This is a genomic window from Alteromonas macleodii (assembly GCF_903772925.1).
GTDB classification, from domain to species: domain Bacteria; phylum Pseudomonadota; class Gammaproteobacteria; order Enterobacterales; family Alteromonadaceae; genus Alteromonas; species Alteromonas macleodii_A.
This window is the reverse complement of sequence record NZ_LR812090.1, coordinates 2,773,169-2,799,999: the sequence shown is the minus strand read 5'-3', so window position 1 is coordinate 2,799,999 and position 26,831 is coordinate 2,773,169. Positions and strand designations below refer to the sequence as shown.

The window sequence follows — 26,831 nt, the reverse complement described above, 5'->3', positions numbered from 1 at the left end:
ACGCACATGTGTGGTATAGTCGGAATAGTTGGTAAAACGCCCGTAGCTCAGTCACTGTACGACGGTCTAACGGTTATTCAACACCGTGGACAGGATGCCGCAGGCATTATGACTATCGACCAAAATATGTTTAATTTGCGTAAGGCAAATGGCTTGGTTCGAGATGTTTTCCATACGCGTCATATGAAAAGGTTATCAGGCAACATGGGTATTGGTCATGTTCGCTATCCAACCGCGGGTACGTCAAGCTCTGCGGAAGCACAGCCATTTTATGTAAACTCGCCATTTGGTATTGCCTTTGCTCACAACGGTAACTTAACCAATGCACATGAGTTACAAGAAGAAGTGTTCCGCATAGCACGCCGTCACATTAATACCACGTCAGATTCCGAGCTATTGCTTAACATCCTTGCTCACGAACTACAGCAGGTAGCAGGCTTAAGCGTAAGCGCTGAACACATATTTGAAGTGGTAACTAAAGTTCATAAGAAAATACGCGGTGCGTATGCTGTAGTTGCAGCCATTATCGGTCAGGGTATTGTAGCTTTTCGTGACCCCCATGGTATTCGTCCGCTTGCACTTGGTAAGCGTATGAGCGAACTAGGTGAAGAGTGGATGGTAGCCTCTGAAAGCGTTGCGTTAGATGCTGTAGGCTTCCAATTTGTTCGCGATGTAATGCCAGGTGAAGCGGTATTTATTACCGAAGAAGGTCAGCTTCATACCAGATTGTGCGCCGAGAACCCGGTAACGTCACCATGTATCTTCGAGTTTGTATACTTTGCTCGTCCAGATAGCTTTATTGATGGTATTTCAGTTTATGCATCCCGCGTAAACATGGGCCGCAAGCTAGGTGAAAAAATTAAGCGTGAATGGGCAGATCTTGATATCGACGTAGTTATTCCTATTCCTGAAACGTCGATGGATGTAGCGCTGCAAATTGCGAACACACTTGAACTGCCTTATCGCCAAGGATTTGTTAAAAATCGCTATATCGGCAGAACCTTTATTATGCCTGGCCAAACCATGCGTAAAAAGTCAGTGCGTCGTAAACTAAACGCCATCTCATCTGAGTTTAAAGGCAAAAGTGTATTGCTTGTAGATGACTCTATTGTACGCGGTACTACATCGGGTCAGATTATTGAAATGGCCCGAGAGTCTGGTGCAAAGAAAGTGTACTTTGCGTCGGCGGCACCGGAAATTCGCTTCCCGAATGTATACGGTATTGATATGCCTTCGGCAAATGAGTTAATCGCATACGGACGAGAAATCGATCAGATTGCAGAGCTTATTCAAGCAGACGGTCTTATTTTCCAAGATATTTCTGACTTGGTTGAAGCCGTTCGCGAAGAGAATGATACGATTCAGCGTTTTGAAACATCAGTATTTGACGGTAACTATATCACTGCCGATATCAACCAGGAGTATCTTGAGCGCATCGATATGTCGCGGGGTGAGGCAGCAAGAAAAGCACCTGTGGTGCAAGCTGAACTGAGTAACCTTGATGTACATAACATTGATGCTGCTGATTAGCATCTTTGAAATAAGTTGATAGTGAACGAGAAAAGCCGCTTTTAGAGCGGCTTTTTACAATCCTATCTTGTGTATAACTGAAAGCCTTAGTGCACGAACACTGGCCCGCCAGTTAATCCCCACACTAATACCGAGCCTGTCATTAAAATAACCAGTAAAACCAGCCCACATGTGACTACCGAGCTTGAGTAAATGAAACCTTTGTCTTCTGGCATATGCATCAAAATAGGTACGCCGGAATAGAGTAGGTAAACTGAGTAGCTAATACCCACTAGCAGTGCCGTCATCACTACCCATAGTTCAGGATAAAGACCTGCAAAGCCGACCATAAATAATGGTGTCGCAGTATAAGCCGCAAGTTCTAGTGACTGGGTATACGTAGGTGTTGCATCGAACGCTTTAGCCAACTCATGAATTAACACTGCCAGCGCCACAACACCAGCAATTAAGCCAAAATACATACCGATACCCATCAGAATAGCGGTATTCTCGCTTAGCCGTATTATGTCTCCAGCACCAATACTCCACCCTGTATGCGCACTAGAATAATAGGCTACGAGGGAAGGAATAAGTGCAATAAAAGCAATGTGGGTAAGCGCGTAAAAATAGGTTTCGTGTTTGGTATCAATGGTTTGCCATTCTTCTCTTGGGTGAGTGTAAATACCAATTAGATGATTTAAAATCATAATGTCCCGCCTTGTTCACCAACGTTATTATTTTAAAGAATATTGTTGTGAGGCAGGGTAAACACACGGACAAACCGTAAAACTAAGAAAACACGAACACGCCGCAAGGCGTCAAACACTGCCATTAACAATATGTTTACAATCTGAGTGTGCAGCAGAAAAGCAAAGCCGTCAATAAAAATTGATTAATTTATAAACGGCTATGGGTGCTAGTTGGATTGAGGAACGCCGGAGTGGAAACGCAGTTCCTTATCGTCACTTTCAATAAGTGATTTTTCAACACTTCCAAAATGAGCGACGCGCTCTGAAATATCGGTTTTGGCGATTTGCTCGGCAAGGGTAAGATAATCTTCAAAGTGTCTGGCTTCTGAGCGTAACAGCGACACATAAAATTTGCCTAAACCTTCGGAAACATAGGGCGCGAGTTTGGCAAAACGCTCGCATGAGCGCGCTTCAATGTAAGCGCCACAAATAAGCTTATCAACCAGCTTTTCAGGCTCGTAAGTGCGCACGTGACGTAACAACCCATTCGCATAACGGCTTGATGTCACTGACTTATATTCAAAGCCTAACTCGTGCATAATTTCGAGTACTTGATAAAAATGGTGAAGCTCTTCTTTAATAAGCATGACCATCTTATCTAACATGTCTTTTTTAAAGGGATCTAAACCTTCAACATTAAAGATGTTTTTAGACAGGTGTTTAGTATTTAGCAATTGCCAATCGCCCTCATGGCGGTAGGTGAAGTCTTCATAGGGCTTCAGCCAGCCAAGCAATACTTTACTCGTTTCCTCATCAGCCACATAGCGACGAAGTAAATACATAGCGGACTGCGCTGCTTTAAGTTCACAAATTAAGTGATCAGTAAGAATAACCCGTAGGTTTTCTTCTTTCTGCGCTTCCTCAATCCACGACTGCGGCGTCTCGCAATGTAGAAAATCATCGACGGGGGACAGAAGAGAAGTGACTTCAGAAGAAGATATTACAGACATGTTGAAACTCGGTTTTAAGTGCTACGAATTTTCAGTTACATTTGAATTTGTCAAACTTCCAACATTAATGTCGACAAGGCAGTTGTGCGCGCCCTAGACTGAGGTAATACAAATTCGATGCTTCTGAACTAAGCACCGATTTTACTTGATACTCGTAAGCCGTTACAACTTAAAATAGAGGCCACTAAATTACAAAATGAATTACCTTGCTCACCTTTTTTTAGCGCTTCCTACTGCCGACTCCCACTTTGGTAATTTACTTGGCGATTTCAGGCGTGGTGTTGATATAAATACCTATGGAAAAGCGGTTCAGCTAGGTCTAAAAAACCACTACGAAGTGGACAAGTTTACGGATAGTCACGACAGTGTTTTGGCTGCAAAAAAACTATTTGATAAAAAGCGCAGGCGATTTGCGCCTGTGGCGCTAGATATCTATTTCGACCATTTGCTGATAAAGCATTGGTCAACGTTCACGTCGCAAAGCTTTGATGAATTTCGAGAGCAAAGTTTTTCCTTGCTAGAACAGAGACTGCCCACTATGCCAAGGGCAATGCAGTATAGCGTAGGGCACATGATAACCCACGATTGGTTTGAAGATTATGCCAAAGAAGAGGGTATTGCTAGGGCCATCTCTGTTGTTGCTAAACGAATTCGGTTTGCGAACACTTTTCATCACGTGGTAGATGATATAAGTGCGAATAAAAAGGAAATAGAAGCGAGATTTATGACATTTTTCCCAGACCTCATCGCTCATATAAAAGACAGGGGCCCTGAAAATATCGATAAGGGTTAGTCACCATAACAGAAACGTATCGAAGAAATTGGTAGTTCTATCGTTGATTGTTAAGCTCACTTATTAACAGCGATATAGTCTTAATTGATAGAGTCTCAAATATAGTGCAATGATGGTCTGTATGAAAAACAGGTTAGCTTGCGCTCAACAAATACAAAACCAAAAACTAACGACACACAAAAGACGAAAAAATGAAAAATCATCTCTCTTTCAATAGAAATACAAGAGACCTGTTATTCAGTCAGGTTAACTTAAAACACAAATCACAAATTCACCGTTTACTAGCGCGCGCTAAAACAACTCACCGTCCATCAGCGTGGCTAATGGCAGTTATGATTACTTTCATCGGTTTAACAACCGGTGCTTCAGCCCAAGAGGAAAGCTCGGCCTCTCACGCTCGCGCAATTAAAATTGATAGTAGTGTAGTAACGGAGCATGAAACCAAAATTCTTGGCAAACGCGTAAAGTACAGCGCAACGACAGGTACACAACCGGTTTGGAACAGTAAAGACGAAGCGGTTGCCACTTTATTTTATACGTACTACAAGCGAACCGACGTCAAAGATAATACAAAGCGCCCGCTTATCATTTCTTTCAACGGCGGCCCGGGCTCTGCGTCAGTGTGGATGCATGTAGCATACACAGGCCCACGTATTCTTAATATTGATAACGAAGGTTACCCTGTTCAGCCCTATGGCGTTCAAACCAACCCTTATTCTATTTTAGATGTTGCTGATATTGTATTTGTTAACCCGGTAAACACTGGTTACAGCCGAGTACTGCCGAAAGCTGATGGCAGCATGCCGTCGAAGGATGAACAAAAGAAGATGTTCTTTGGCGTAAACGCGGATATCAGCTATTTGGCCGACTGGGTGAATACCTTTGTTACACGTAATAATCGCTGGCGTTCGCCTAAGTATCTTATCGGTGAAAGTTACGGAACAACACGGGTTTCAGGCCTAGCATTAGAACTTCAAAATCGCCAGTGGATGTATTTAAACGGCGTCGTATTGGTGTCACCAACAGACATCGGCATTGAGCGCAACGGGCCAGTCAAGGCCGCCAATCGCCTGCCTTATTTTGCCGCTGCTGCTTGGTATCACAATAAACTTGAACCAGAACTGCAAAATAAAGACCTAACTGAACTCTTACCCGAAGTTGAAAATTTCACTATCAACACGCTTATTCCGGCACTCGCTAAAGGTGGCTTTATTAGTGATACAGAGAAGCGTGATGTACTAAAACAAATGGCGCGTTATTCTGGTTTAAGCGAAGCGTCTATTGCGCAAAATAACTTAGATGTAAGCACAGCTTTCTTCTGGAAAGACTTATTGCGAGACGAAGGGAAGACCTTAGGCCGTTTGGATAGTCGCTATTTGGGTATAGATGCTAAGCAAAGTGGCGATCGCCCTGACTATTGGGCTGAATTGACCTCATGGCTACATTCCTTCACGCCTGCTATTAATTACTATTTGCGTGAAGAGTTAAACTACAAAACCGACATTAAGTACAACATGTTCGGAAACGTGCATCCGTGGGATAGAAGTAACAATCAAACGGGGCAGAATTTACGATTAGCCATGGCGCAAAATCCATATCTAAATGTAATGATTCAAGCGGGTTATTACGATGGTGCAACGAATTACTTTGATGCCAAATATACCATGTGGCAGCTAGATCAAAGTGGCACTTTAAAAGACCGTTTAAGCTTTAAAGGTTATCGCAGCGGACACATGATGTACCTACGTCGCGATGACTTGAAACAGTCTAACCAAGACCTACGTGAATTCATTAAAGCAAGCACACCTAGTAAAGGTGCACCTGCTGAATACAAGCGATAGTACAACTGAAAGGCAGGACAGGGATGTCGGTTTCTTTTACATATGATTTAATTTATAAATTCAGATTATTTTATCTTTTTGATTTTTAATGGGAAAATTATTTGGCCTGGAGTTTGCTAACATCTTGATGATATATAAAAAATTTAATTAACATTAATTACAAGGACGTTCCCGTGAGTAAACCTTCGCGTTTTAGATTATCTCTGCTTGCAAGTGCCGCGTTAGCATTTTCTGTCTCAAGTACCTCTGCCAATGCTTCTGTACTCCTGTCAGGATGGGAAGGCTCTACAGAAAGCGGATTTGGTAGCCTAGCGATGGAGCGTAACGACGATGGTTCTTCGGGCCCAATCGTATTTAACACTTACGAAGCGCTTGGTTTTGATAGCGGCGTAAATTTCTTTGGTACTTCATACGATAGATTCTTCATTAACAACAACGGTAATATTACGTTTAATAGCGCCGTCAGTAGCTATACGCCTGTACCTTTTCCAAACACTAATCAGCCTATGATAGCGCCCTTCTGGGGGGATGTGGATACTAGCTGTGACGATTGCGGTGAGGTATTCATTGGCTCGCCGAACGAAGATACGCTCGTTGTAACATGGAACGATGTAGGCTATTTTGCATCAAACAGTAATCCTACGAATACGTTTCAGTTAGTGCTAATCGATAGAGAAGACACTGGTGCAGGTAATTTCGATGTTGAGTTTAGATATGAAGATATCGGCTGGACTTCAGGAGAAGCATCGGACGGTGTTCCTGCTCAAGCGGGATATGACGCAGGCGATGGCGAAAACTTTTTCACGGTACCTGGTTCTCAAACTGCAGCTATTGCTGATATAGACGAAAGTAACAGCAATACGGGCACGCCTGGAATTTGGAAATTTGCTATTCGTGATGGTGTGTTACCAGGTGATAATCCAGAAAACCCTATATTGCCAATTGTTAATCCAGAAACACCGACTGACTATGAATTTGAATTTTCTATTGATGATCCAGACGAACTTGTTTTCATCGATCCAGACGTAGCAGTAGGCTATGACTACATTGTAAATAGTGGCCCAAATATCGCTTCGGTTCTTTTGCCAGAAGGTTATGATGACAACCTGTTTGACCTATTCCTTTGGGACAATGGCGTTATGGATTGGATAGACACAAATACAGATATTACTGGAGGTGTAGAGTACGACTTCACTTCACCTGTAGATCGCTTCAGAATTATGGGGATTGACGTTTCGAATATGCTTGAACCTACGCCAGATGCGTTTGTAACTGGCTTAACATTCGATGGTTCAGGTGTTATTAATATGAACCAAAATGCAGTTACTGTATTCGTACCAGACCCGACCCAAGTTCCTGCGCCTAGTACCTTGTTCCTTATGCTAGGTGCGCTATTCAGCACTTTCCTATTAAGAAAGCGTAAATAGTAAAAATAACTATGATAAGGGGAGCATAAGCTCCCCATTTTCGTTAAGAGGTAGAAGTGAAATATTTAGTGTTAGTTAGTTCGATACTCGCATCGTTTTCTTCATGGGCTGTAACAACGAGCAATTATGAAAGTTGGAGTTTACTGTGCAATGATTCTTCAGTGTGCACGCTTAGCCAACTTGTTGCCAAAGATAAAAAAGCAACTAAGGTGTTATTGGGCGTTAACGTTGATTATTCTTATTCAAAGAATTTCCCCGTTTTAATAATAAAGCTACCTAAAAATACGCTTACTAAAAATGGGGTCGGAGTAAAAATAGATGACTTTGCTCCATTACAAGTACCCTTTTCCGGGTGTGATGGAAAGACTTGCCAAAGTATAATTAAAATAGATAGTGAGCTTTTAGACCAAATGAATAACGGTAGAACCATGCTAGTCGCATTTCAAAAGTCTGAGAACCAGCAAGTTACCCTACCCATATCATTAGCTGGCTTTGACGAAGCATACAAACAGCTTACTTCAAGAGTGAAGCGATAAGCGTAACACATCATGATTAAGCTAAGTTTTAGTATGTACGCCTGCTTTTTTGAGCTGCGCTAAACACTCGGCGCAGCGCGCTTTTAGCATGTCTCGTAATAGCCTAACCGCTGGTGTAATAGACTGGCGGCTTGGGCAAATAAGCCAAAGTTGCGTGGGCTTCGGTTGGTAGTCTGGCAATAAGGTAACAAGCCGACCATTTATGATGTCGTCGCAGGTATCTAAACTTGATTTAACGGCGACGCCTTTCCCTGCTACAGCCCATCTTCTTACCATTTCACCGTCATTGGCTGTCCTGTTGCCCTGCATTTTTACCTTTACCGGTTTATCGCCGTGTACGAAATCCCATTCGTTATACACTTTATCGTGCAGCTGATAAAAAAGGCCGTTGTGACCTTGCAGGTCTTCGAAGTTTTTAGGTGCACCATAAGTGCTGATATAAGACGGAGAGGCAACAAGTAAGCGTGGTACATCACATATCTTAAACCCGTAAACGCTCGCATCGTCAGGCGAGCCATAACGTAAAGCTAAGTCAATTGGGTCGCGATAGAAGTCGATATTACTGTCATTTAAATTGATCTTAACGCTTATTTTTTCATGCTCTTCCATAAAATCGTCAAGCCAAGGGGCAATCACATTGCGGCCTAGGTCAGACGATAACCCAAGCCTTAGTTCACCTTCAATAACGCCGGTATCACCTTTTAAGTTCTGCTTGGCGGTAGTCAGCATCGACATGGCTTGTTCACATGTTGGAAGGAAACGTTCACCTGCAGAAGAAAGCCTGAGAGAACGGGTTGTGCGAACAAACAACTCAGCGCCAAGCGCTTGCTCTACGCGTTTAACTGCCGCACTTGCCGTTGCGGTTCGCATATTTAAATGAGTTGCTGCTGCCGTAATGTTTTTAAATTCGGCTACTTTTATTACAACATTCAAGTCATCGAGTAACATGATTTTCAAAAACCATTTGATAATGTTTCTATTATTGTGCTGTTTATGCAAATTTAATCAAGGGTATGATGGAAATATTACTTAAAGGAGAAACGAATGATGAAAGCTATTGGCTATACCCGCTCGCTCGATATAAATGAACCTGATGTATTGATGGACTTAGAAGTCGATAAACCTAGTGCTTCAGGTAGAGACTTGCTTGTAAAAATAAGCGCTATAGCGGTTAACCCAGTTGATTATAAAATTAGGCAGCGAGTAAACCCAGAGGGCAGAGAACCCAAGATACTAGGCTGGGACGCAGTAGGTGAAGTAGTTGATATTGGCGCTGATGTTACCGAATTTACGGTAGGCGACAGGGTTTACTATGCTGGCGATCTAACCCGAGCCGGTTCAAATGCTGAATTTCAACTGGTCGACGAACGCATTGCCGGTAAAGCGCCTAAGTCTTTATCTGATAGTGACGCAGCAGCGCTTCCGCTTACAACAATTACTGCTTATGAGTTATTGTTTGACCATCTTGCCCTTAAGCAGCAGGACGAACAAAGTGACGAAGTGGTGCTTGTCGTAGGCGCGGCTGGTGGTGTGGGCTCTATTATGCTTCAGCTTCTCAAAACGCTTACGGGTGCAACGGTTATAGCTACTGCATCGCGAGAAAGCTCTAAACAATGGGTGCAGGAATTAGGTGCCGATTACGTGGTTGACCACAGTAAACCCATGGCAGAACAAATTAAATCGTTAAAAATTGGTGAAGTGACACACGTTGCAAGTTTAAATAATACCCACCAGTATATCGATACTTATGTAGAGGTGATGAAACCGAAAGGTAAGCTTGCATTAATTGACGACCCAGAAAGTTTGGATGTAGCAAAGCTTAAACAAAAGAGCTTGTCGTTACACTGGGAGTTCATGTTCACCCGCTCTATGTTTGAAACTGATGATATGGCAGAACAAAGTCGTCTTCTAGCTCACATAGCAGGGCTCATCGATAAGGGTAAAATTAAGACTACCGTAGGCAAACACTTGGGGAAAATTAATGCTGCCAACCTAATAGAGGCGCACAAAACTCTGGAAGAAGGGCGCGCAATTGGTAAGCTTGTACTAGAAGGTTTTTAGCCTCTTACTTCCATTTACCTGATTCGTTAATTCGCTTTTCCAACGCGAAATTAAAAGCGATTTAGCCACATTGGCTTAGGGCGAAATGACTGCCCTAAGCCTTGCCTCAAATCATGTAAAACTTTCTAGCCTTTTTGTAAAAGTGACGACTCATATAGCTGTCATTTTATTAAGTGATTGATAATTAATGGTTTAATCCATGGAATCTAACTTGCTGTAGAGGGTACGCATAGCATTAAAAACAATGTGAAATGTGTTCAATCTTAAATGACAAGGAAAAATCATGGCTGAATCATTCAAATATGAAGGAAACAAGGGAAAAGGCGGCGAATTACATCAAAAAGCAGGGGATGGGTATCCGACTATGACGACAGCCCAAGGCTGCCCTGTACATGATGACCAGAACTCGTTGAAAGCTGGTGTACGCGGACCAACAGCTTTAGAAGACCACGTAATGCGTGAGAAGATATTTCATTTCGACCACGAGCGCATTCCAGAAAGGGTAGTTCATGCAAGGGGCTATGGCGCCCACGGTTACTTTGAAACGTATGAGTCACTTTCGGATATAACTTGTGCGGATATTTTTCAAGAAAAAGGCAAAAAGACCCCAGTATTCACTAGATTTTCTACCGTAGCGGGTAACCAAGGTTCTCCAGATTTAGCGCGAGATGTACGTGGTTTTGCTGTCAAATTTTATACCCAAGAGGGCAATTGGGATTTAGTTGGTAACAACATTCCTGTTTTCTTCATCCAAGATGCTATCAAGTTTCCAGATCTGATTCACTCGGCTAAACAAGAGCCTGACCGAGGTTTTCCACAAGCGCAAACCGCGCACGATAATTTCTGGGATTTCGCAAGTTTAAGCCCAGAGTCTGTTCACATGCTTATGTGGGCTATGTCAGACCGTGCTATTCCACGTTCATTCCGCTTTATGGAAGGTTTCGGCGTTCATACCTTCAAACTGATAAATGCTAAGGGTGAAATGAAATATGTGAAGTTTCACTGGAAACCGAAGCAGGGCATGCAATCAGTTGTGTGGAACGAAGCACTCAAAATCAACGGTGCTGACCCAGATTTTCACCGTCGGGATCTTTGGAACTCTATTCTTGCTGGTGACTTCCCAGAATGGGAGTTGGGTATGCAGATATTCGACCAGGAGTTTGCAGATAATTTTGAGTTTGACGTTTTGGACGCAACCAAGCTTATTCCAGAAGAGCAAGTACCAGTAAAAATTGTAGGTAAAATGGTACTTAATAAGGTGGTAGATAACTTCTTCGCTGAAACTGAGCAAGTTGCATTTTGTACACAAAACATTGTACCTGGCATAGATTTTACCAACGATCCACTATTGCAGGGGCGTAATTTCTCTTATCTAGATACGCAGCTAAAACGTTTAGGTAGTACCAATTTCACTCATCTACCCATAAATGCGCCTAAATGCCCGATGCGTCACTTCCAGCAAGACGGCCACATGGCGATGCATAATCCGAAAGGGCGCGCCAATTACGAACCGAATTCTTGGGAAGCTGATGAAGATAATCCGCGCGCGTGTCCTGCTCATGGATTCCAGTCACATAATGAAGAGGTTTCTGGTGAAAAGGTTAGACATCGTTCAGAAACTTTTGCTGACCATTACAGCCAAGCTCGTCAGTTTTATATTAGTCAAACTGAGACTGAGAAGGAGCATATTCGCGATGCATTCGCTTTTGAGCTATCTAAAGTAGAGCGTTTAGCCATTCGTGAAAGAGTTGTTTCACATCTGCTAAATGTTGATAAGGATTTGGCTAAAGCGGTTGCTGAAGCGCTAGGTTTTAGCGAAATGCCAGAGCCAGCAGAGGCTGCAATGGAAACTAGAGAAGATCTTGCTGAATCCGATGCGTTAAGTATTTTGAAGAATGCGCCGGATACGTTTAAAGGTAGAAAGCTGGGTATCTTAGTAAGTGATGAACTTGACGGTGAATTACTTGGTAATGTAAAAACCGCCTTAGACAATGAAGGCGCTATGTACGAGATTGTTGCACCGCAGATTGGCGGTGTTACGTGCGATAAAGGCAATTCAGTAGATGCACAGCAGAAGGTCGATGGCGGACCGTCAGTATTGTACGATGCAGTTCTGTTGTTGATGTCTAAGTCAGGAGCCGAAAAGTTAGCTAGCAAGCCTGAAGCAAAAGACTTTGTTTCAGATGCGTTTGCTCACAACAAGTTTATCGGCTACACAGATGCTGCAATGCCACTTATCAAGGCAGTTGGCTTAGATAGCATGATGGATGACGGTTTTGTGGACCTTAAACAAAAGTCAGCAGACGAATTTATTAAGACATTACGTAGTATTCGTTACTGGGCTAGATCTTAACCCAGCCTTTGTACTTGTTTAAAATTAAATAGAAGGGCGCTTTCTTGGGCGCCCTTTTTTATTATGTGCCCCCGTCCTGTAATTGACCAGTCCTGAACTACGTTAAAATTAAGAGCACTTCTTTTTAAGGACACTAAATAACTCTAAATCTCGGTGGTTCTGTACTTATTTTTCAATGGTAAGAATGTTTTACTGACAACAATATCTTAAAACAGTTTTACTGTTATCTATATTCTAAAAATAGAAATTAAATTTGAATTTTTTTGTTTTAATTCAATTGCCTATGCCTTTCGTGATGCTTTTGGTTGCAATGAGCGAATCTTTAATATCTTGTTCCTTCGGCATGGGTCATGCACCCATAAGAGTGTGTATTTTCATTAAGGAGGAACAAATATGTCAAAGCAAGACCAATACACAATGACCGACCCTCGTACTCAATATGATAACGATGGAACCCATTACAACGATGACCAACCGGATCCTGCATTAGATAAAAAATTAGACCCGTCAGCTGACCATGGCGAAAATACTTATCGAGGGAGCGATAGGCTGAAGGGGAGAAAAGCGCTGATAACAGGCGGAGATTCCGGCATAGGTAGAGCAGTTGCCATCGCTTTTGCTAGAGAAGGCGCTGATGTCGTCATTAATTACCTTCCCTCTGAACAGGAAGATGGTGATAAAACCGTTGCTATTCTAGAAGAAGCAGGCGTAAAAGCTAAGGGCATAGCCGGAGACATTAAAGACGAAGACTTCTGTGTTTCCCTTGTGGAAGAGGCGAACACCTTTTTGGACGGTCTCGATATTCTTGTAAATAACGCCGGCAAGCAGAAGTTTGTTGAAAATATTGAGGATATCACTACCGAGCAATTTAGAACTACGTTTGAAACTAACGTTTTCGCTATGTTTTGGATTATCAAAGCAGCAGCTAAGCATATGCCCCCAGGTGGTAGCATTATCAATTCTACATCTATTCAGTGTTATCAGCCTTCACCCGGCCTTCTGGATTATTCATCAACTAAAGGTGCTATTACTTCGTTTACCAAGTCGTGCGCTAAAATGTTGATAGAAAAAGGTATTAGAGTGAACGGCGTTGCCCCTGGACCCATTTGGACACCCATACAGCAAAGTGGTGGGCAAGCACCGAGTAAGCTTCCTAACTTTGGTGAAGATACGCCTATAGGCCGTGCAGGGCAGCCTGCAGAACTTGCGCCGGCGTATTTGTATCTAGCGTCTCAGGAATCTAGCTATGTCACTGCCGAAATACTAGGCGTAACAGGCGGGAAACATCTTCCGTAATAATTTTTTGAAAGAGATTTTATTTTCTAAAAAGATATTATTCAAAGAAGGGGCGTAACATAACGCCCCTTTTTCAAATTATTACCTGTACACAAACACTGCGGGTCTAGTTAACCCTTTTGAAGAGCTTCTATAATTTCTTGTGGTTCGGCTCGCGTTCTATAATCTACATCAACGTAGCGCCAAATAACTTGGCCATCTTTATTTAAGATGAATGTTGCGGGTATAGGGAGGATATTGCTATTCCCATTATTAATTGCTTCTAAGTCAAGCTGGCGGTCGTTAAGCATATGCTCAAGTAAAAATTCTGGCACTTCCCACGCGACGCCATACGTAGCAGCAACTTTTGCCCCCTGGTCAGATAAGACAGTGAAAGGTAACTGCTTGATTTGCTCCGCGCTTAAACTGCTGTCGGGGCTCTCTGGACTAATGGCGACTAGTTGCGCGTCTAACGCTTTAATTTCGCCATTGATATTTTGCAGTGCGTTTAGCTGTAAGTTGCAATATGGACACCAGCTGCCTCGATAGAACGTGAGTACCACTGCACCTTTATTTAGCGCCTCGGATAGCTGAAATAACTCTCCCGTTGCAGAGGGAAGCGTGAAATCCGGCGCAGTGCAATTAATATCAAGCGCCTTTTCACCCTGCTGGAATGTACGCGCCTTTTCGATTTCTCTATCAACACCCTCCATAAAGGCCGGGTTGTTTTTTCGTCCTGCGTCGACTTTTGCTTGAGTTTGCGATTTAAGAGATGACATAGAGTACCTGACCTTATTTTATGGTTTTAGCAGCTATAAATTAGTGCTAATGATTTGACTAAGCACTTGATAGTTGACAGGTAATACCCTTGTTTGTTCCCCGTTACTATAGTGTCGTAGTACCTTTGCGATAAATGCACAGGCAGGCTCGGCTGTCAGCATAAACACTGTTAGGTTTCTATAAATGTCGCGTTGTTTTTAGTTAATGTACAAGGCTGCCATTGCGGCAGCCACTTCGTTCAACAGGCTAAAGCTTTACTAATGTTCTGCCTGACAGCTCGCCTTTTAATATGGCATCTATTTTTTGGCTAACTTCATCTAGCGAAACTTCTTCAGTTAAATCGTCAAGACAGTCTAGTTTCCATTCGCTAGCTAATTTATCCCATAGCCTCAATCTAGGCGGCATGGGGCATTGCACCGAGTCGATACCTAGCAAAGACACGCCGCGTAAGATAAAGGGAAATACACTTACATTAAGATCGGCAGAAGCAGTCAGCCCACAACACGTTACCGAACCACCATACTGGGTGGCTTTTATAGCCTGCGCTAAGTATTCGCCGCCTACAGTATCGACAGCGCCCGCGTATAGCTCTCTCAACATAGGGCGCTCTTTACTTTCTAACAACTCGTCGCGAGTTATTACTTTATTTGCGCCGAGAGTTTTCAAGAACGACTCATGTTCTTTTTTGCCGGTACATGCCACTACAGAAAAGCCAGCTTTGGCTAGTAGTGCAACTGCCACAGAGCCCACGCCACCTGTAGCACCCGTTACCAAGATATCACCTTTATCAGGTGTTATGCCGTGTTCAACTAACCCTTGTACTGATAGCCCAGCTGTGAAGCCAGCAGTGCCAATAACCATAGATTCCCTTAACGTAAGGCCATCTGGCTTAGGTACCGCCCATCCACTGGGTATACGGATGTACTCGCCAAAGCCACCGGAGGTATTCATGCCAAGGTCATAACCTGTGATGATAACCTCATCGCCTTCTTTGAACTGGCCGTCATCACATGACACCACAGTGCCCGCTGAATCGATACCAGGGGTATGGGGAAAATTTCTGCTGACACCAGGGTTACCTGTCGCAGACAAGGCATCTTTATAGTTAAGTGATGAATACTCAACCTTGATGAGCAGCGTGCCGTCTGGCAAATCATCAAGTGAACGCTCCGTGATGGAGCGAGTAAATGATTTGTCTTCCTGTTTTTCTACAAGCAAAGCCTTAAACGATGTCATACCTGTCTCCGTTGGTCGAAAATTTACACTGCCCATTGTGACTATATATGAAGTTTGTGCAAGTATACACTTTTTAGTATGGTAGTACCCTAAAAGATACTATTGGAGTTATATTTAGCTTTTCGCTTGTGTGCTTTTGCAAAAGGCGAGCTGATATTGAAGCAGTATCTTTTGCTTGATTGAGCTGAGAGGGCGAAATGGGAACAAATTTGAAAAGTGTAGAAACAGAGCCGTGCGATACGATTACTAAAGTCGAAGGTAACGCCGCGAATGCAAAACAGTGCGCTAGTGAAAGCTCAAACGACCCTAAGCAATACATTTGCGGTGTAGCGGTATCGCTTGAGATTATCGGTGGTAAATGGAAAGGCGTTATTTTGTGGCACCTTTGTCATAAAACACTACGTTTCAGTCAATTACGAAGACGTTTGCAAGGCGTCACACAAAAAATGCTTACTCAGCAGTTAAGAGAGTTAGAGCGCGATGGCTTGGTTAACCGGAAGGTGTATGCTGAAGTACCTCCTCGTGTGGAGTACTCACTTACTGAATTAGGTCGCACGTTAGAGCCAACTCTACGACAGCTATGTGATTGGGGTAGGGCCTACAACGATAACTACAGATAATGCGACTCAGGCTGCCAAATAAACTTGTTTTAGCTGAAAATAATGAAAACGTTAAACAGCGAATTAGGTAAGGACGGCTAAGAACGGCGAGTACTGAGCAGATCAGCAGTACTCGCCTTAGTAGTCTTGTATTTTATGACTTAAGCGATTAACGAACTAATAGACAATACGCTTTCTTCACCGTCTGCAACTGTCTTAATAGTCGCGTCCATCACGCTAAAATCTACGTGTAGTGACGCTGCATTGTTGCCATTTGCCCAAGACAGAGTCAAAACATTATCACTGTAATTTACGTCAAACGTGCCATTAAAGGCATCGCTTTCGTTTCTTAGGGTTATTAGCTGCATTAAGCCTTTAACTACTGGCTTTTTAACTGCCTCTTCGACCATAGTGGAAGACAAATAAGGGCGGTTAATGTCACGACCAACATTGGTGTTGGCGAGTAGTTCCATATCATTATGGGCCGCAAGTAAGCCACCGTAATAAACCTGAGGAATACCCGGGCTAAAGAACTGAATAGCGCGAGCAACTAAATAGGCGAAATCATCCTTACCCAATGCGTCATAATAGGTGCAGTTAACCTGGTAAAGATCGACATTGTTCGCCGCTGCGCCTGTGGCTTTCTTAGATTCACCGTTAGAGTTTTCATGTATTTGGTCTACAAGTGCGTTAATTGCTTCAGCACTTAAAAGGCCAGGTTTGTCACCACTTGCACCAACGTCGACAATCCCAATACCGTCGTGGGTATCAAGTACGGTAAAGCAGTTTCGTGGCGAAATAGAAAGCCAGTGTGCCAATGCGTCTGCATTTTTAGTAAACAAGGTGTGCAGTACAAGTGGTGGTAAAGCAAAGTCGTAGACGCTGTCGCAACGTGCGGCAATATCAATTTGAGTCTGATAGTGGCTGTGAATTTCTACTAAGCATTGCATGCCCATGTTACGCGCTCGGTTTGATAACTCTTCAATAAATTCAAAGGTTTCTTCAAGCATAAAGCAGTTCGAGCCTGCGCGTTTTATGGCGTAGCCTGCTGCGTCAAGTCGTATAAGGTCAACATTACTTTCAGTAAATGACTGAAGAATAGATGATAGATAGTCTTTGCCCAGCTGTGACTCTACATCAATGTCGATTTGATTAGAGGTAAAAGTGGTCCAGAATGGAACCGTCTCTGGGTTACCAGTCTCTGTGCCTACTTCATAATCGCTAAAAAATGGCGTTGGGCGAGGGCGGAACACTTTTGCTATTTGTTCGTCGATTTGCGCTGGGTCATTACCCTTAAAAATATCTTCTTTAGTTAAAAATAGTGGCCAATAGGTAGATTCGCGCCCGTTTTTCAAAACGTCTTTAAACGCCTCGCTTTGTCCAGACATATGGTTAACAATAAGGTCAGCCATAATATCTACAGACTCACCCAGTTTTCTAACGCTGTTCCAATCGCCCAAGCGCTCATCCACTGACGTGTGGTCAATAGGGTCAAAACCTGCGTCTTCACCATCGTAAGGATAGTAAAAAGGAAGAATGTGAACACCGGTGAACAGGCCATTTAATGGACCTTCAAGTATTGCTGTCAGGCTATCGATATTGCCATCGCCTAATCGATCAGCATAGGTGATTAGTTGAACGCCATTGCGTATAGACATGATAATTCTCCAAAACTCAGCATGCGCTAGCTCGTACTGCTCTTGTTCGCAAGTACACATTCCTACGGGTTAAGCACTACCAGCCTGACAGGCTTATAGTTGACCGTATAAAAGGCTTAGCTTAATTCTTAATCTTTTACCGTGGTGTAACTCAATATGATTGTAATACGCGGTAAAGTAAAATCTTAATCGATTAAGTTAAAATAGCAGTAGAAGGAATATTTGTAAATGAGAAGTTTAAAAAATGGAACGCTTAAACTGCAATGCGGCGTTTTTATTCACGCATAATTCCCGCATATATTAGAGCAAGGTAGCGAGTTTGAGGGCTCCCTAGTAGTAGGTAATAGTAATAGCGAACACGATAATCCCAAGAACGAGTACGAACCGTTACTCCTGTGCCCCGGTGTTTGATGACTCACTATTATTTAGTTCGTCGAATTCTCGCTTTGCTTCTTTCCACTTATCAAGTTTTTCAAAATACACGTCCCAAATGCATGGGCAACACGAACCACCGCCGCAACAATCGTCTCTTAATGGTTTTTCCGGCTCTTCAGGTAGCGACTTCATAACAATTTAGTCTGCCTTCTTTATTCAAATATGCCTATGCACTAAGAGTATTCTTTATGTTCAACGTCGATCTAAGTGCTGGAAATTAAAGCTGCAAAACATAATATTACTCGCAAAAACGCCCGAAAACAAAAAGCCCTGTTAAATAACAGGGCTTAGCTCATCATAGTGTACTATTTTTCTAGTGAGCGTTATTCAATAGGTTGGCTGTCCTGCGCTGTATGGCCATTTAGGTTTTCTGGTGCAGCTACAACCGGCTTGGGCTTGACTGCGCCTGCTTTTGCCAAAATATCGCTGTTGCCGGTAACCAAGTCTGCTAAAGAGCCATTGTCGGCATCGACTAAACCTACTTCACGCAGCATAGAGTCTACCAGTGGGGCGTTAGCACGGTAATTTAGCGCTGCCTGTGTTACTTGCTCAGCCAAACCGTTGCCCGAGGTTGCAATGGTATGCTCACCTTTTGCACCGCTACCTTGGCCGTAGCCTTGTAAAATTTTAATACCTTCAATGTTTTCAAGAGGCTTAACCGCTTGCTCAACAAGTTCAGGTAATACCTTAAGCATCGCAAGGGCTTTTTGTAGCTCAATTTGTTCGGTCTTGAGCGTATTCTCAGCTTCGTAAAGCGCTTGTTTACCTTGCGCTTCAACGGCAAGCACTTTCTCGTCCGCGTCGGCTTGCAGCATTTTAGCATCAGCTGCAGCTTTGGCTTCTGTAAGAATTGCGGCAGCAGAGTTTTCAGCCGCTTCTTTCTTAGCTTGTGCTTCAACAGTTATACCTACAGCTTCACGCTCCGCCTCTTTGCGAGCATCGATAACTTCAATTTGCTTCTTACGCTCAGCTTCTGCTACCGATTTAGCGGTAAGTACTGCTTCTTCTTTTTCCACCTTTTGCTTTTCAGCTTCGGCAGCTTTAGCGCGTGCAGCAGACTCTTCTTCCGACTTGGTAGCAACAGCAATTTGCTTCACTTGCTCTGAAACTTCAACTTCTTGTTGCTGGCGAATGCGCGCTTGTTCTAGCGCCTGGCGCTTGGCGATTTCCTGAGTTTCTATTTCACGAGATTTCTCAATTTCTGCCGCTTCGATAGCACGGTTTTTAGCAATTTCTGCTTCGCGCTCTTCACGTTCTTTCATTTCACGCTGTTTAGCAATTTCAGCTTTTTGCTCTTGGCGCTTAAAAGCAAGTACTTGTTCTTGCGCCAGGCGGGCTTCTTCCTCATCGCGTTTTACGTCCAACGATTGTTTCTCGGCAGCTAGGTTACGCTGCTCAATGAAAATACGGTTTTCTTGCTGTATGTCGTTCGTTTCTTTGCGCTTTTCTTCAATGATTTTGGTCAATCGAGCGCGGCCTTCAGCATCGAATGCATTGTTTTCATTAAAGAACTGAAGGTCTGTCTGATCGAAGCCAGTTAAACTTACCGATTCAAGTTCTAAACCGTTCTTCTCAAGGTCGTTAGCAACACTCTGCTGAACTTTTTGTACAAAATCAGCGCGCTGCTCGTGCATTTCCGTCATGCTCATTTCAGCAGCTACGGCACGTAATACGTCAACAAACTTCGACTCCATTAATTTTTTGACTTCTTCAGCGCGGGTGGTGCGAGTACCGAGCGTTTGCGCAGCCATTGAAATGCCGTTGGCATTCGGTGCTACACGCAAATAGAAGTCGGCTTTTACATCCACACGCATACGATCTTTAGTGATTAACGCGTCTTTTTGTATTTTCTCTACTTCTATACGAAGGGTATTCATGTTCACCGGAATAATTTCGTGAACAACAGGTAGAACCAAAGCGCCACCGTCTTTTATCACTTTTTCACCGCCTAGACCGGTTCTTACGAACGCAGTTTCTTTGGTCGCACGGGTATAAAGTTTGGCAAATATAAGGCCTATAACAATAAGCCCTACAACGATAGCACCGGCAATAAAGAGTATTGACGGCAAGTTAGATGGTTGAATTGTATCCATACTTTTATCTCTTTTAGGTTATAGATAGCGGGTGGCTAACCAGCTGTGTTGTTTTTTCTGAACTAAAATGACGCGCTCTCCCTGTGCGAACAATTCTTCATCTTCGAATGGTTCAACTAACACAAAATGAGGCTGAGAATAATGGTCAGTAAATTTCGCTTCTGCAGGATTACCACGGCTTGCTTTACCAATGGTGATTTCCGCCACGGACCCGATAAAATCTTCGCTATTGACCGCACTAGACTCAACGCTTGGTAATACACTGGCGATAATTTTTACGGTTTTGGCTGCAACAAACAGCCCAACACCGAAGGCGAGAGGAACAGAGATAGCAGCAGGCAAAGTAATTTTAAATATGCTGGCTGTTAAGCCGTTTAGCATTAGGCCTGCAAGCCCAAATAAAGTAAGCAATACAATTAGGTATATGAGGAAAGGGACTTTATTGATATTTAACCAGTTAGCTAGCGATGTACTTAAAAAGCCTTCGCCATCGACTTCAGCAAAGTCGTCGCCAAGCCCCAAAAAGCTCGCACCGAAAATAGTACTTATAAGTTCTAATATAAAAACAAAGAATACGGCTATAAGCGCAATGCTAAACCAGAAATTTGCAGGGGAAAGAAGAACATCTGTCATTTACACCGTCCATGATGACTAACTTGCTTTTATTCTTTATACCACAGAACAAAAATTAAGCCAGCGCGTAACGCATGTACTTTGGACTAGTTTGTAAGAAATGATGATCGGCAAAACGCTAGTATTGTCGAGATGGCCTGAAAAAAGAGGAAGCGTTGATTCGTTCGAAAGACTGCTATTTACTAAAGTTATGTTGCTGCAGCATCACGTCGTTTCCTGTAACCTTTAAAACGCTACCTTGATCGTACCAATCACCCAGTACAATTCGCGTGGCAGGTTTGCCATTAGCTTCAAGGCTGTGAATGTTTGGCCTGTGTGTATGGCCGTGGATCATGCGCTGCACACCCCACTTTTCCATCACTTTCACCACCTCTTCAGGTGTAACATCCATGATATCTGGTTTAAGGTTTTGTTGCTTAGCCTTACTTTCCTTACGGCCATTATCGGCTACGCGTTGGCGATACCATAAAGGAAGGGCAAGCATTAAACGAGGCCACCACCAACCACGAGATTTCTTGCGAAACTTCTGATAGGCAACATCACGAGTACATAACTCGTCACCGTGGGTCAGCAGGGTAGGCGTGCCGTACAAGTCTATGACCTCTTGTTCGTTTAACAGGGTCATGCCTCCTTTTGATAGCCACTTTTCTCGTATCGCGAAATCGCGATTGCCGTGTATAAAGTAAATCGGGCAGTGCTGACTTACCTCTTTAAAGGCTGTCGCTATAGCAGTATTAAACGGGGTAACATTGTCGTCGCCAATCCACACTTCAAATAAGTCACCAAGAACATATAGTGCGTCGGCGTTAATCGCGTCTTCTTTTAAAAAGCGCATTAAACACTCTGTTATATCTGGACGGTCTGCACTTAGGTGTAAATCAGCAATGAAGTAGGTGAACGACATAAATCTTCTTAAGTGTGGTTTAAAAAGCCGCGTTAACGATCACGCGGCTTTTATATAACTAAAGGCTTGTTTTGAACAGCATGCCAGCCAAGCCAACATTCAGTTAGGTATTTGACTGTTATCTAAGCAGTTACTTAGGCTACAACTGCTTTTTCAATGATCACTGGCTCAACAGGTACATCCTGGTGGTAGCCATTGTTACCGGTTTTAACCGCTTTGATCTTCTCTACCACGTCCATACCTTCAACCACTTTACCGAAAGCACAGTAACCCCAACCGTTTACAGACTTACTAGTGTGGTTAAGGAAGTCGTTGTTGTTCACGTTAATGAAAAACTGTGCAGTAGCTGAGTGTGGGTCTTGAGTACGCGCCATCGCGATGGTACCTACTTCATTTGCAACACCGTTGTCTGCTTCGTTTTCGATAGGCTCTTTAGTATCTTTCTGTTCCATGTCAGGCGTAAAACCGCCACCTTGGACCATAAAGTTGTTAATTACACGGTGAAAGATAGTGTTGTCGAAAAAGCCGTCTTCTACGTAAGAAAGGAAGTTAGCTACTGTTTTAGGTGCTTTATCTTCAAAAAGCTCTAGGGTGATGTCACCGAAATTTGTTTTTAACGTAACCATTGTGGTTTGTCCTGTGTGTTAGCGTACATGTAAAGTGGGGGCATTTTAGCGCAAAACGAGTCGATAGCGCAAAACGAGTCGATAGCGCAAACGGGTGCTCAGCTCAAAGAGACGCGTATGGCAAATAACAGCAATATCGCTGCAAAAGGCTTGTACCATTTAAATCGTGACAGTGCTAAACTTTGCGCCCCAAAATTATGACAAATAGGAAATATAGACATGCTACATCTTTACAATACCCGAACCCGTGAAAAAGCGAAGTTTGTTCCGCTTCAAGAAGGGAAAGTGGGTTTGTATGTGTGTGGTATTACTGTTTATGACCTAAGTCACATGGGTCACGCCCGTACCTACCTAAGTTTCGATGTTTTAGTACGCTACTTGCGTCACCTTGGTTTAGACGTGAAGTACGTGCGTAATATCACGGATATCGACGATAAGATTATCGCTCGCGCCAATGAAAATGGCGAAAGCTTTGAGGCACTAACTGCACGTACTATCGCTATGATGCACGAAGATTTTGCGGCGATTAACTTACTAGAACCAGACGTTGAGCCAACAGTAAGTGGCCATATGGATGAGATCATTGAAATTATTCAACGTCTTATGGATAAAGGCTATGCTTATCAAGCTAAAAGCGGCGATGTACTATTCGACGTAAGCAAGTATGAAGATTATGGCAAGCTGAGTAAGCAAGACCTAGAGCAGCTTAAAGCAGGTGCCCGTGTTGAAGTGGCGGCAGGTAAAGACGACCCGCTAGATTTTGTATTGTGGAAAACTACCAAGCCGGGAGAGCCTGCGTGGCAGTCACCATGGGGCGAAGGTCGTCCGGGCTGGCACATTGAGTGTTCTGCTATGAACCACAAGCACCTTGGCGCACACTTTGATATTCATGGCGGTGGTTCAGATTTAACCTTCCCGCACCATGAAAACGAAGTAGCTCAGTCGTGCTGCGCATACGATACGCCATACGTAAACGTGTGGATGCACGCGGGTATGGTTCAAGTTAATGATGAAAAGATGTCTAAGTCGTTAGGCAATTTCTTTACCTTGCGCGATGTGCTTAAAGAGCACGACTCAGAAACCTTGCGTTTCTTCTTGATGTCGGCGCATTATCGTAGCCAGTTAAGTTACTCTCAAGACAACATAACTCAAGCGAAGGCAGCCCTAGAGCGTTTATATACTGCGCTGCGTGGCGTTGTGGTAGACGAGAGTACAGACCTTAGTTACGGCGGCTATTTAGCGCGTTTCGAAGCAGCTATGAATGATGACCTAAACGTACCTGAAGCGTTTTCTATATTGTTCGATGTAGCACGTGAGCTTAACCGCCAAAAAGACAATGCTGAAGAAGCAGGTAAACTGGCTGCTGTTCTTAAACGGTTAGGCGCTATTTTGGGAATGCTTCAAAGCGACCCAGATACTTACCTTAAAGGTGGTGAAGGTAACGATGACGAAGCCGCTGAAATTGAAGCGTTAATAAAACAGCGTAATGATGCTCGTGCAGCTAAAGACTGGGCAGCTGCAGATGCAGCGCGTGATGCATTAAACGCGAAAGGCGTAGTGTTAGAAGACGGCCCAAGCGGCACGACGTGGCGTAAAGCCTAATTAGTAGCCTGTACTTTTTGACAGAAAGAAAGCCCGCAATTTTGCGGGCTTTTTTATTTGGTAAAGAGAAACGTTTAATAGCTTCTATGATTGGGATACCGTATTAGGCTTAAACCTCAGAAAGTAAAATTGTATTTCCGGAGCTTAGGTTTAGCGCTTGTGCAGTTCTTTGAGAGATAACAGCAATTTCGCCTTGCTCATTCACTTCGGCCATCATGGCATAAAACGGTTGGTTTCGGGTTGCCACAAGCATCAACCTGCCTTTTGTAACACTATGAGCGATTTCTACCTTGATTTGTTTCGTCGTTTGAACAGTCTTAAGCGCTGCTACTTCGGCTTCCATACTTGGTGCACCGTCAAAAATGTCGATGTAGTTGGTAAACTTAAACCCTTCTTTTTCCAGTAATGCCATGGCAGGTCGTCCATCATTGTGAGGCTTTCCAATGGCGTGTTGAGCATCGTCAGGTAGCATGTTCACGTACAAGGGAAGCTTAGGCATTAAATCAGCAATAAATTGGTTGCCGTTAACGGCGCCGTATAAATCTGCCTCGGCATAAGTCATTGGAAAGAAATGGTTACCTAAAGCGTTCCAAAAAGGGGAGCGGCCTTCCTCGTCAACATACCCTCGCAAATCGGCCATTACGTTTTTGGGAAAAACACTTTGATGCAAGCCCATGAATAGATACCGTACTTTAGTCAGTAGTTTGCCGTTAAAGTCTTTTCGGTATTGGGGGAGAAGAAAAAGCGAAGCCACCTCTGCATAGCCTTCAAAATGATGACTAAGGTGCAGCACATCGTGGGTGTATTGTACACCAAGCGCGTTATTGCGCTGTGTTACTTTTTCTCGTTTATAACTATAGAAACTATCATCTTTTCCCAACTCACCAAAAATGGCAGATGTACCAACTAGCTCACCGGAATGAAGCTCCTCCAAAACGAATAACAAATAATCAGGCCGTTCTTTTTTATACAGTTTTTGCTCTTCGATTATTGAGCGTTTTAGCTTGGAGTTAAGTGTTAATCTGTCGGGTGGGAATGTGGTCATGCCCGGTGAAGCAGCTTGTGCTAGTGCAAGTAAGCCCTCCAAATCACCTTCTTTTACCAACCTAATTCGTGTCTGTGGGCTTGGTCTACTTGTCTCGTTTACTTTGCTATCAACCACCTTGCGTTGAAGGTGAATACCAGCCACCATACAGCGTACGGAACCACCTCCCATTTCAATAGTGGGAACAGCGATAGGAAGCAAAGTAAGATCGGTGGGCAGCAAAGCTCGCTGCGTTTCATCTAATGAATTAAAAGCGGTTTGTGATAAGAGTAACAAACGTTTTCCGCTGTTATTCAATAGCTCAAGGCAGTTTCCAGCAAATGCATTTACTTGCGCTTCGTTAATTTCTATTACAGTTTTACCCGATTCCTTAAGTGTTGATAGCACCAAAGGCCTGTCGCAGTCTTTAATCATGCTAGTCGCAACAATGGCAAAGTCGCTACCCACACTCATCATCACATTAGTGTGATAAACGGCTGTACCGTTGGAGTCAAAGGCGCTAAAAAATACAGGTGTTAAACCAATTAATTTGCACGCCGCTGTTACAGCTTTTTTGTTGGATCGTTGAGAAAGGCAAACATAGGCTAACTTGCTTTCATGATCGATTACCATGGCCCCTGTTCCTTCCACAATCATGTTGTCTTTTTCTAGATAAGACAAATCCGTTGTTTGCGCTACGGCATAGTGTTTTTGCAGATAGCGGACTATGTCACCTCGCCTTTCATTTCTGCGGTTTTCGCAGTACATAGGGTAGGTGACAAGCAAACCATTGGGATGTGTACTTAACCAATTGTTCGGAAACACGGAATCAGGTGTTTTTTCGTCTTCAGTTTCAAATACTTCAACTGTTATATGGTTTATGCGTAAAGTGCGAACCATCTCATCAAATTCTATGCACGCATTCTTTGATATTTCCTCTATATTTTCTCGCTTCAATACAAAGGGCTTTTGAAAGCTATTGTCTTTGGCTGTTTGCTTGTTTGGGCGAAAGTGACAGGGGCGTACCATTAAAACCGTATTTGGCGTAGTTAGGCGTGTGTTTGTGATGTGACTGGCTTGCATATAACGTCCTACAGCCTTTAGCTGAAATATTTCCACTGAAAAGAGCGTGTATTTTATTCTCTGGCGAATTAACTTAACCATGCGCAAGGTGTTGCAAGTTGTCATTTAGTTTAAGCATAATGCTCAATGGTTTTATCATTATGCTTTTTGCTGATTAGTCTTGGATAATGCTTTAATGACTCGACGAGTCGTTTATCTATTGGGGAAATGGCTATGTATGTAGATTTAGATGCGAAAGATCGCGAGCTTCTCGATATATTGAAACGCGATGCGCGAACACCTGTGACCGTGCTTGCTGAAGTCCTCTCGTTATCGCGAAATACGGTTCAAAAACGAATCGACAGGTTAGTAAATTCGGGGGTGATCGACGGTTTTACTATTCGCGTTAATGAGCAGCTGCAACCAGACAAAATAAAAGCTCTTATGTCAGTCGAGCTTGAAGGGCTTAGTACTACACAGCTTATTAGTAAGCTTAGGCAGGTGAATGGTGTTGAGCGGTTTCATACTACAAACGGAAATTGGGATTTACTTATTGTTATCACCGCCGAAAGTCTCGCGCACTTAGATGGCATTTTAAAAGAAGTGCGCGGCGTTAAAGGCGTGCTTAATAGTGAGACGAGTATTATTCTGTCTACTACTGAAAAATAGTGTGTACGCCTTATCA

Annotated in this window: 23 protein-coding genes; 11 read left to right on the top strand and 12 right to left on the bottom strand. The window is 43.3% G+C overall.

Annotated elements, in window-relative coordinates:
- The first annotated feature begins 6 nt into the window (after positions 1-6).
- A complete protein-coding gene (gene purF, locus PCAR9_RS12140; protein WP_118493769.1) occupies positions 7-1,530 on the top strand; it encodes an amidophosphoribosyltransferase in 1,524 nt (507 codons plus the stop codon).
- A gap of 86 nt (positions 1,531-1,616) precedes the next feature.
- On the opposite strand, the gene PCAR9_RS12135 is transcribed toward purF, so the two are convergent.
- Both PCAR9_RS12135 and miaE read right to left on the bottom strand, forming a co-directional pair.
- Positions 1,617-2,216 (bottom strand): Yip1 family protein, encoded by a 600-nt coding sequence (locus PCAR9_RS12135; protein ID WP_179983817.1) that lies wholly within the window; start codon positions 2,214-2,216, stop codon positions 1,617-1,619.
- 209 nt (positions 2,217-2,425) lie between these two features.
- Positions 2,426-3,208, bottom strand: a complete 783-nt coding sequence (gene miaE / locus PCAR9_RS12130; protein ID WP_179983816.1) for a tRNA isopentenyl-2-thiomethyl-A-37 hydroxylase MiaE — start codon at positions 3,206-3,208, stop codon at positions 2,426-2,428.
- A 196-nt stretch (positions 3,209-3,404) separates the two neighbouring features.
- On the opposite strand from miaE, the gene PCAR9_RS12125 reads away from it, so the two are divergent.
- The 4 genes from PCAR9_RS12125 (at position 3,405) to PCAR9_RS12110 (ending at position 7,805) form a co-directional block, all read left to right on the top strand.
- Positions 3,405-4,001, top strand: a complete 597-nt coding sequence (locus PCAR9_RS12125; RefSeq protein ID WP_179983815.1) for an acyl carrier protein phosphodiesterase — start codon at positions 3,405-3,407, stop codon at positions 3,999-4,001.
- A 332-nt stretch (positions 4,002-4,333) separates the two neighbouring features.
- Positions 4,334-5,842: a S10 family peptidase gene (locus tag PCAR9_RS12120; RefSeq protein ID WP_179985224.1), complete on the top strand. Its 1,509-nt coding sequence runs from the start codon at positions 4,334-4,336 to the stop codon at positions 5,840-5,842.
- A 173-nt stretch (positions 5,843-6,015) separates the two neighbouring features.
- Positions 6,016-7,269: a nidogen-like domain-containing protein gene (locus tag PCAR9_RS12115; protein WP_179983814.1), complete on the top strand. Its 1,254-nt coding sequence runs from the start codon at positions 6,016-6,018 to the stop codon at positions 7,267-7,269.
- 56 nt (positions 7,270-7,325) lie between these two features.
- Positions 7,326-7,805 carry an invasion associated locus B family protein gene (locus PCAR9_RS12110; protein WP_179983813.1) on the top strand — a complete coding sequence of 160 codons (480 nt, stop codon included), beginning with the start codon at positions 7,326-7,328 and terminating at the stop codon, positions 7,803-7,805.
- A gap of 21 nt (positions 7,806-7,826) precedes the next feature.
- On the opposite strand, the gene PCAR9_RS12105 is transcribed toward PCAR9_RS12110, so the two are convergent.
- The gene (locus tag PCAR9_RS12105) at positions 7,827-8,753 is read right to left on the bottom strand and encodes a LysR family transcriptional regulator (protein WP_179983812.1); all 927 of its coding nucleotides are present in this window, start codon (positions 8,751-8,753) and stop codon (positions 7,827-7,829) included.
- Positions 8,754-8,852: 99 nt separating this feature from the next.
- Here PCAR9_RS12105 and PCAR9_RS12100 point away from each other — a divergent pair, with 99 nt between their 5' ends.
- The 3 genes from PCAR9_RS12100 (at position 8,853) to PCAR9_RS12090 (ending at position 13,515) form a co-directional block, all read left to right on the top strand.
- On the top strand, positions 8,853-9,866 hold the full coding sequence (locus PCAR9_RS12100) for a zinc-binding alcohol dehydrogenase family protein (RefSeq protein ID WP_179985223.1): 1,014 nt from the start codon (positions 8,853-8,855) through the stop codon (positions 9,864-9,866).
- A gap of 283 nt (positions 9,867-10,149) precedes the next feature.
- Positions 10,150-12,219 (top strand): catalase, encoded by a 2,070-nt coding sequence (locus PCAR9_RS12095; protein WP_179983811.1) that lies wholly within the window; start codon positions 10,150-10,152, stop codon positions 12,217-12,219.
- Between the two features lie 393 nt (positions 12,220-12,612).
- Complete coding sequence (locus PCAR9_RS12090) at positions 12,613-13,515, top strand: SDR family oxidoreductase (RefSeq protein WP_179983810.1); 903 nt, start codon at positions 12,613-12,615, stop codon at positions 13,513-13,515.
- Positions 13,516-13,625: 110 nt separating this feature from the next.
- Here PCAR9_RS12090 and PCAR9_RS12085 read toward each other — a convergent pair whose 3' ends face one another.
- Both PCAR9_RS12085 and PCAR9_RS12080 read right to left on the bottom strand, forming a co-directional pair.
- Positions 13,626-14,273, bottom strand: a complete 648-nt coding sequence (locus PCAR9_RS12085; protein ID WP_179983809.1) for a peroxiredoxin-like family protein — start codon at positions 14,271-14,273, stop codon at positions 13,626-13,628.
- Between the two features lie 247 nt (positions 14,274-14,520).
- Positions 14,521-15,510 carry a YhdH/YhfP family quinone oxidoreductase gene (locus PCAR9_RS12080; protein WP_179983808.1) on the bottom strand — a complete coding sequence of 330 codons (990 nt, stop codon included), beginning with the start codon at positions 15,508-15,510 and terminating at the stop codon, positions 14,521-14,523.
- A gap of 197 nt (positions 15,511-15,707) precedes the next feature.
- Between PCAR9_RS12080 and PCAR9_RS12075 the strand changes: the two genes are divergently transcribed.
- Complete coding sequence (locus tag PCAR9_RS12075) at positions 15,708-16,130, top strand: winged helix-turn-helix transcriptional regulator (RefSeq protein ID WP_232091186.1); 423 nt, start codon at positions 15,708-15,710, stop codon at positions 16,128-16,130.
- Positions 16,131-16,270: 140 nt separating this feature from the next.
- Here the strand turns inward: PCAR9_RS12075 and gtfA are convergent, their stop codons facing one another.
- The 6 genes from gtfA to PCAR9_RS12045 all read right to left on the bottom strand — a co-directional run bounded on the left by gtfA (position 16,271) and on the right by PCAR9_RS12045 (position 22,458).
- On the bottom strand, positions 16,271-17,767 hold the full coding sequence (gene gtfA, locus PCAR9_RS12070; protein WP_179983807.1) for a sucrose phosphorylase: 1,497 nt from the start codon (positions 17,765-17,767) through the stop codon (positions 16,271-16,273).
- Positions 17,768-18,154: 387 nt separating this feature from the next.
- A complete protein-coding gene (locus PCAR9_RS12065; protein WP_179983806.1) occupies positions 18,155-18,334 on the bottom strand; it encodes an oxidoreductase-like domain-containing protein in 180 nt (59 codons plus the stop codon).
- Between the two features lie 191 nt (positions 18,335-18,525).
- Entirely contained in the window at positions 18,526-20,295 is a 1,770-nt protein-coding gene (locus PCAR9_RS12060; protein WP_179983805.1) for a flotillin family protein, read from the bottom strand.
- Between the two features lie 18 nt (positions 20,296-20,313).
- A complete protein-coding gene (locus tag PCAR9_RS12055) occupies positions 20,314-20,928 on the bottom strand; it encodes an OB-fold-containig protein (RefSeq protein WP_179983804.1) in 615 nt (204 codons plus the stop codon).
- A gap of 175 nt (positions 20,929-21,103) precedes the next feature.
- Entirely contained in the window at positions 21,104-21,832 is a 729-nt protein-coding gene (gene lpxH, locus PCAR9_RS12050) for a UDP-2,3-diacylglucosamine diphosphatase (protein WP_179983803.1), read from the bottom strand.
- A 134-nt stretch (positions 21,833-21,966) separates the two neighbouring features.
- The gene (locus PCAR9_RS12045) at positions 21,967-22,458 is read right to left on the bottom strand and encodes a peptidylprolyl isomerase (protein WP_020743833.1); all 492 of its coding nucleotides are present in this window, start codon (positions 22,456-22,458) and stop codon (positions 21,967-21,969) included.
- 219 nt (positions 22,459-22,677) lie between these two features.
- On the opposite strand from PCAR9_RS12045, the gene cysS reads away from it, so the two are divergent.
- Positions 22,678-24,060 carry a cysteine--tRNA ligase gene (gene cysS / locus PCAR9_RS12040; protein ID WP_179983802.1) on the top strand — a complete coding sequence of 461 codons (1,383 nt, stop codon included), beginning with the start codon at positions 22,678-22,680 and terminating at the stop codon, positions 24,058-24,060.
- A 109-nt stretch (positions 24,061-24,169) separates the two neighbouring features.
- Here cysS and ctlX read toward each other — a convergent pair whose 3' ends face one another.
- Entirely contained in the window at positions 24,170-26,167 is a 1,998-nt protein-coding gene (ctlX, locus tag PCAR9_RS12035) for a citrulline utilization hydrolase CtlX (RefSeq protein ID WP_179983801.1), read from the bottom strand.
- A 213-nt stretch (positions 26,168-26,380) separates the two neighbouring features.
- Here ctlX and PCAR9_RS12030 point away from each other — a divergent pair, with 213 nt between their 5' ends.
- Complete coding sequence (locus PCAR9_RS12030) at positions 26,381-26,815, top strand: Lrp/AsnC family transcriptional regulator (protein WP_014949919.1); 435 nt, start codon at positions 26,381-26,383, stop codon at positions 26,813-26,815.
- Positions 26,816-26,831: the final 16 nt, after the last annotated feature.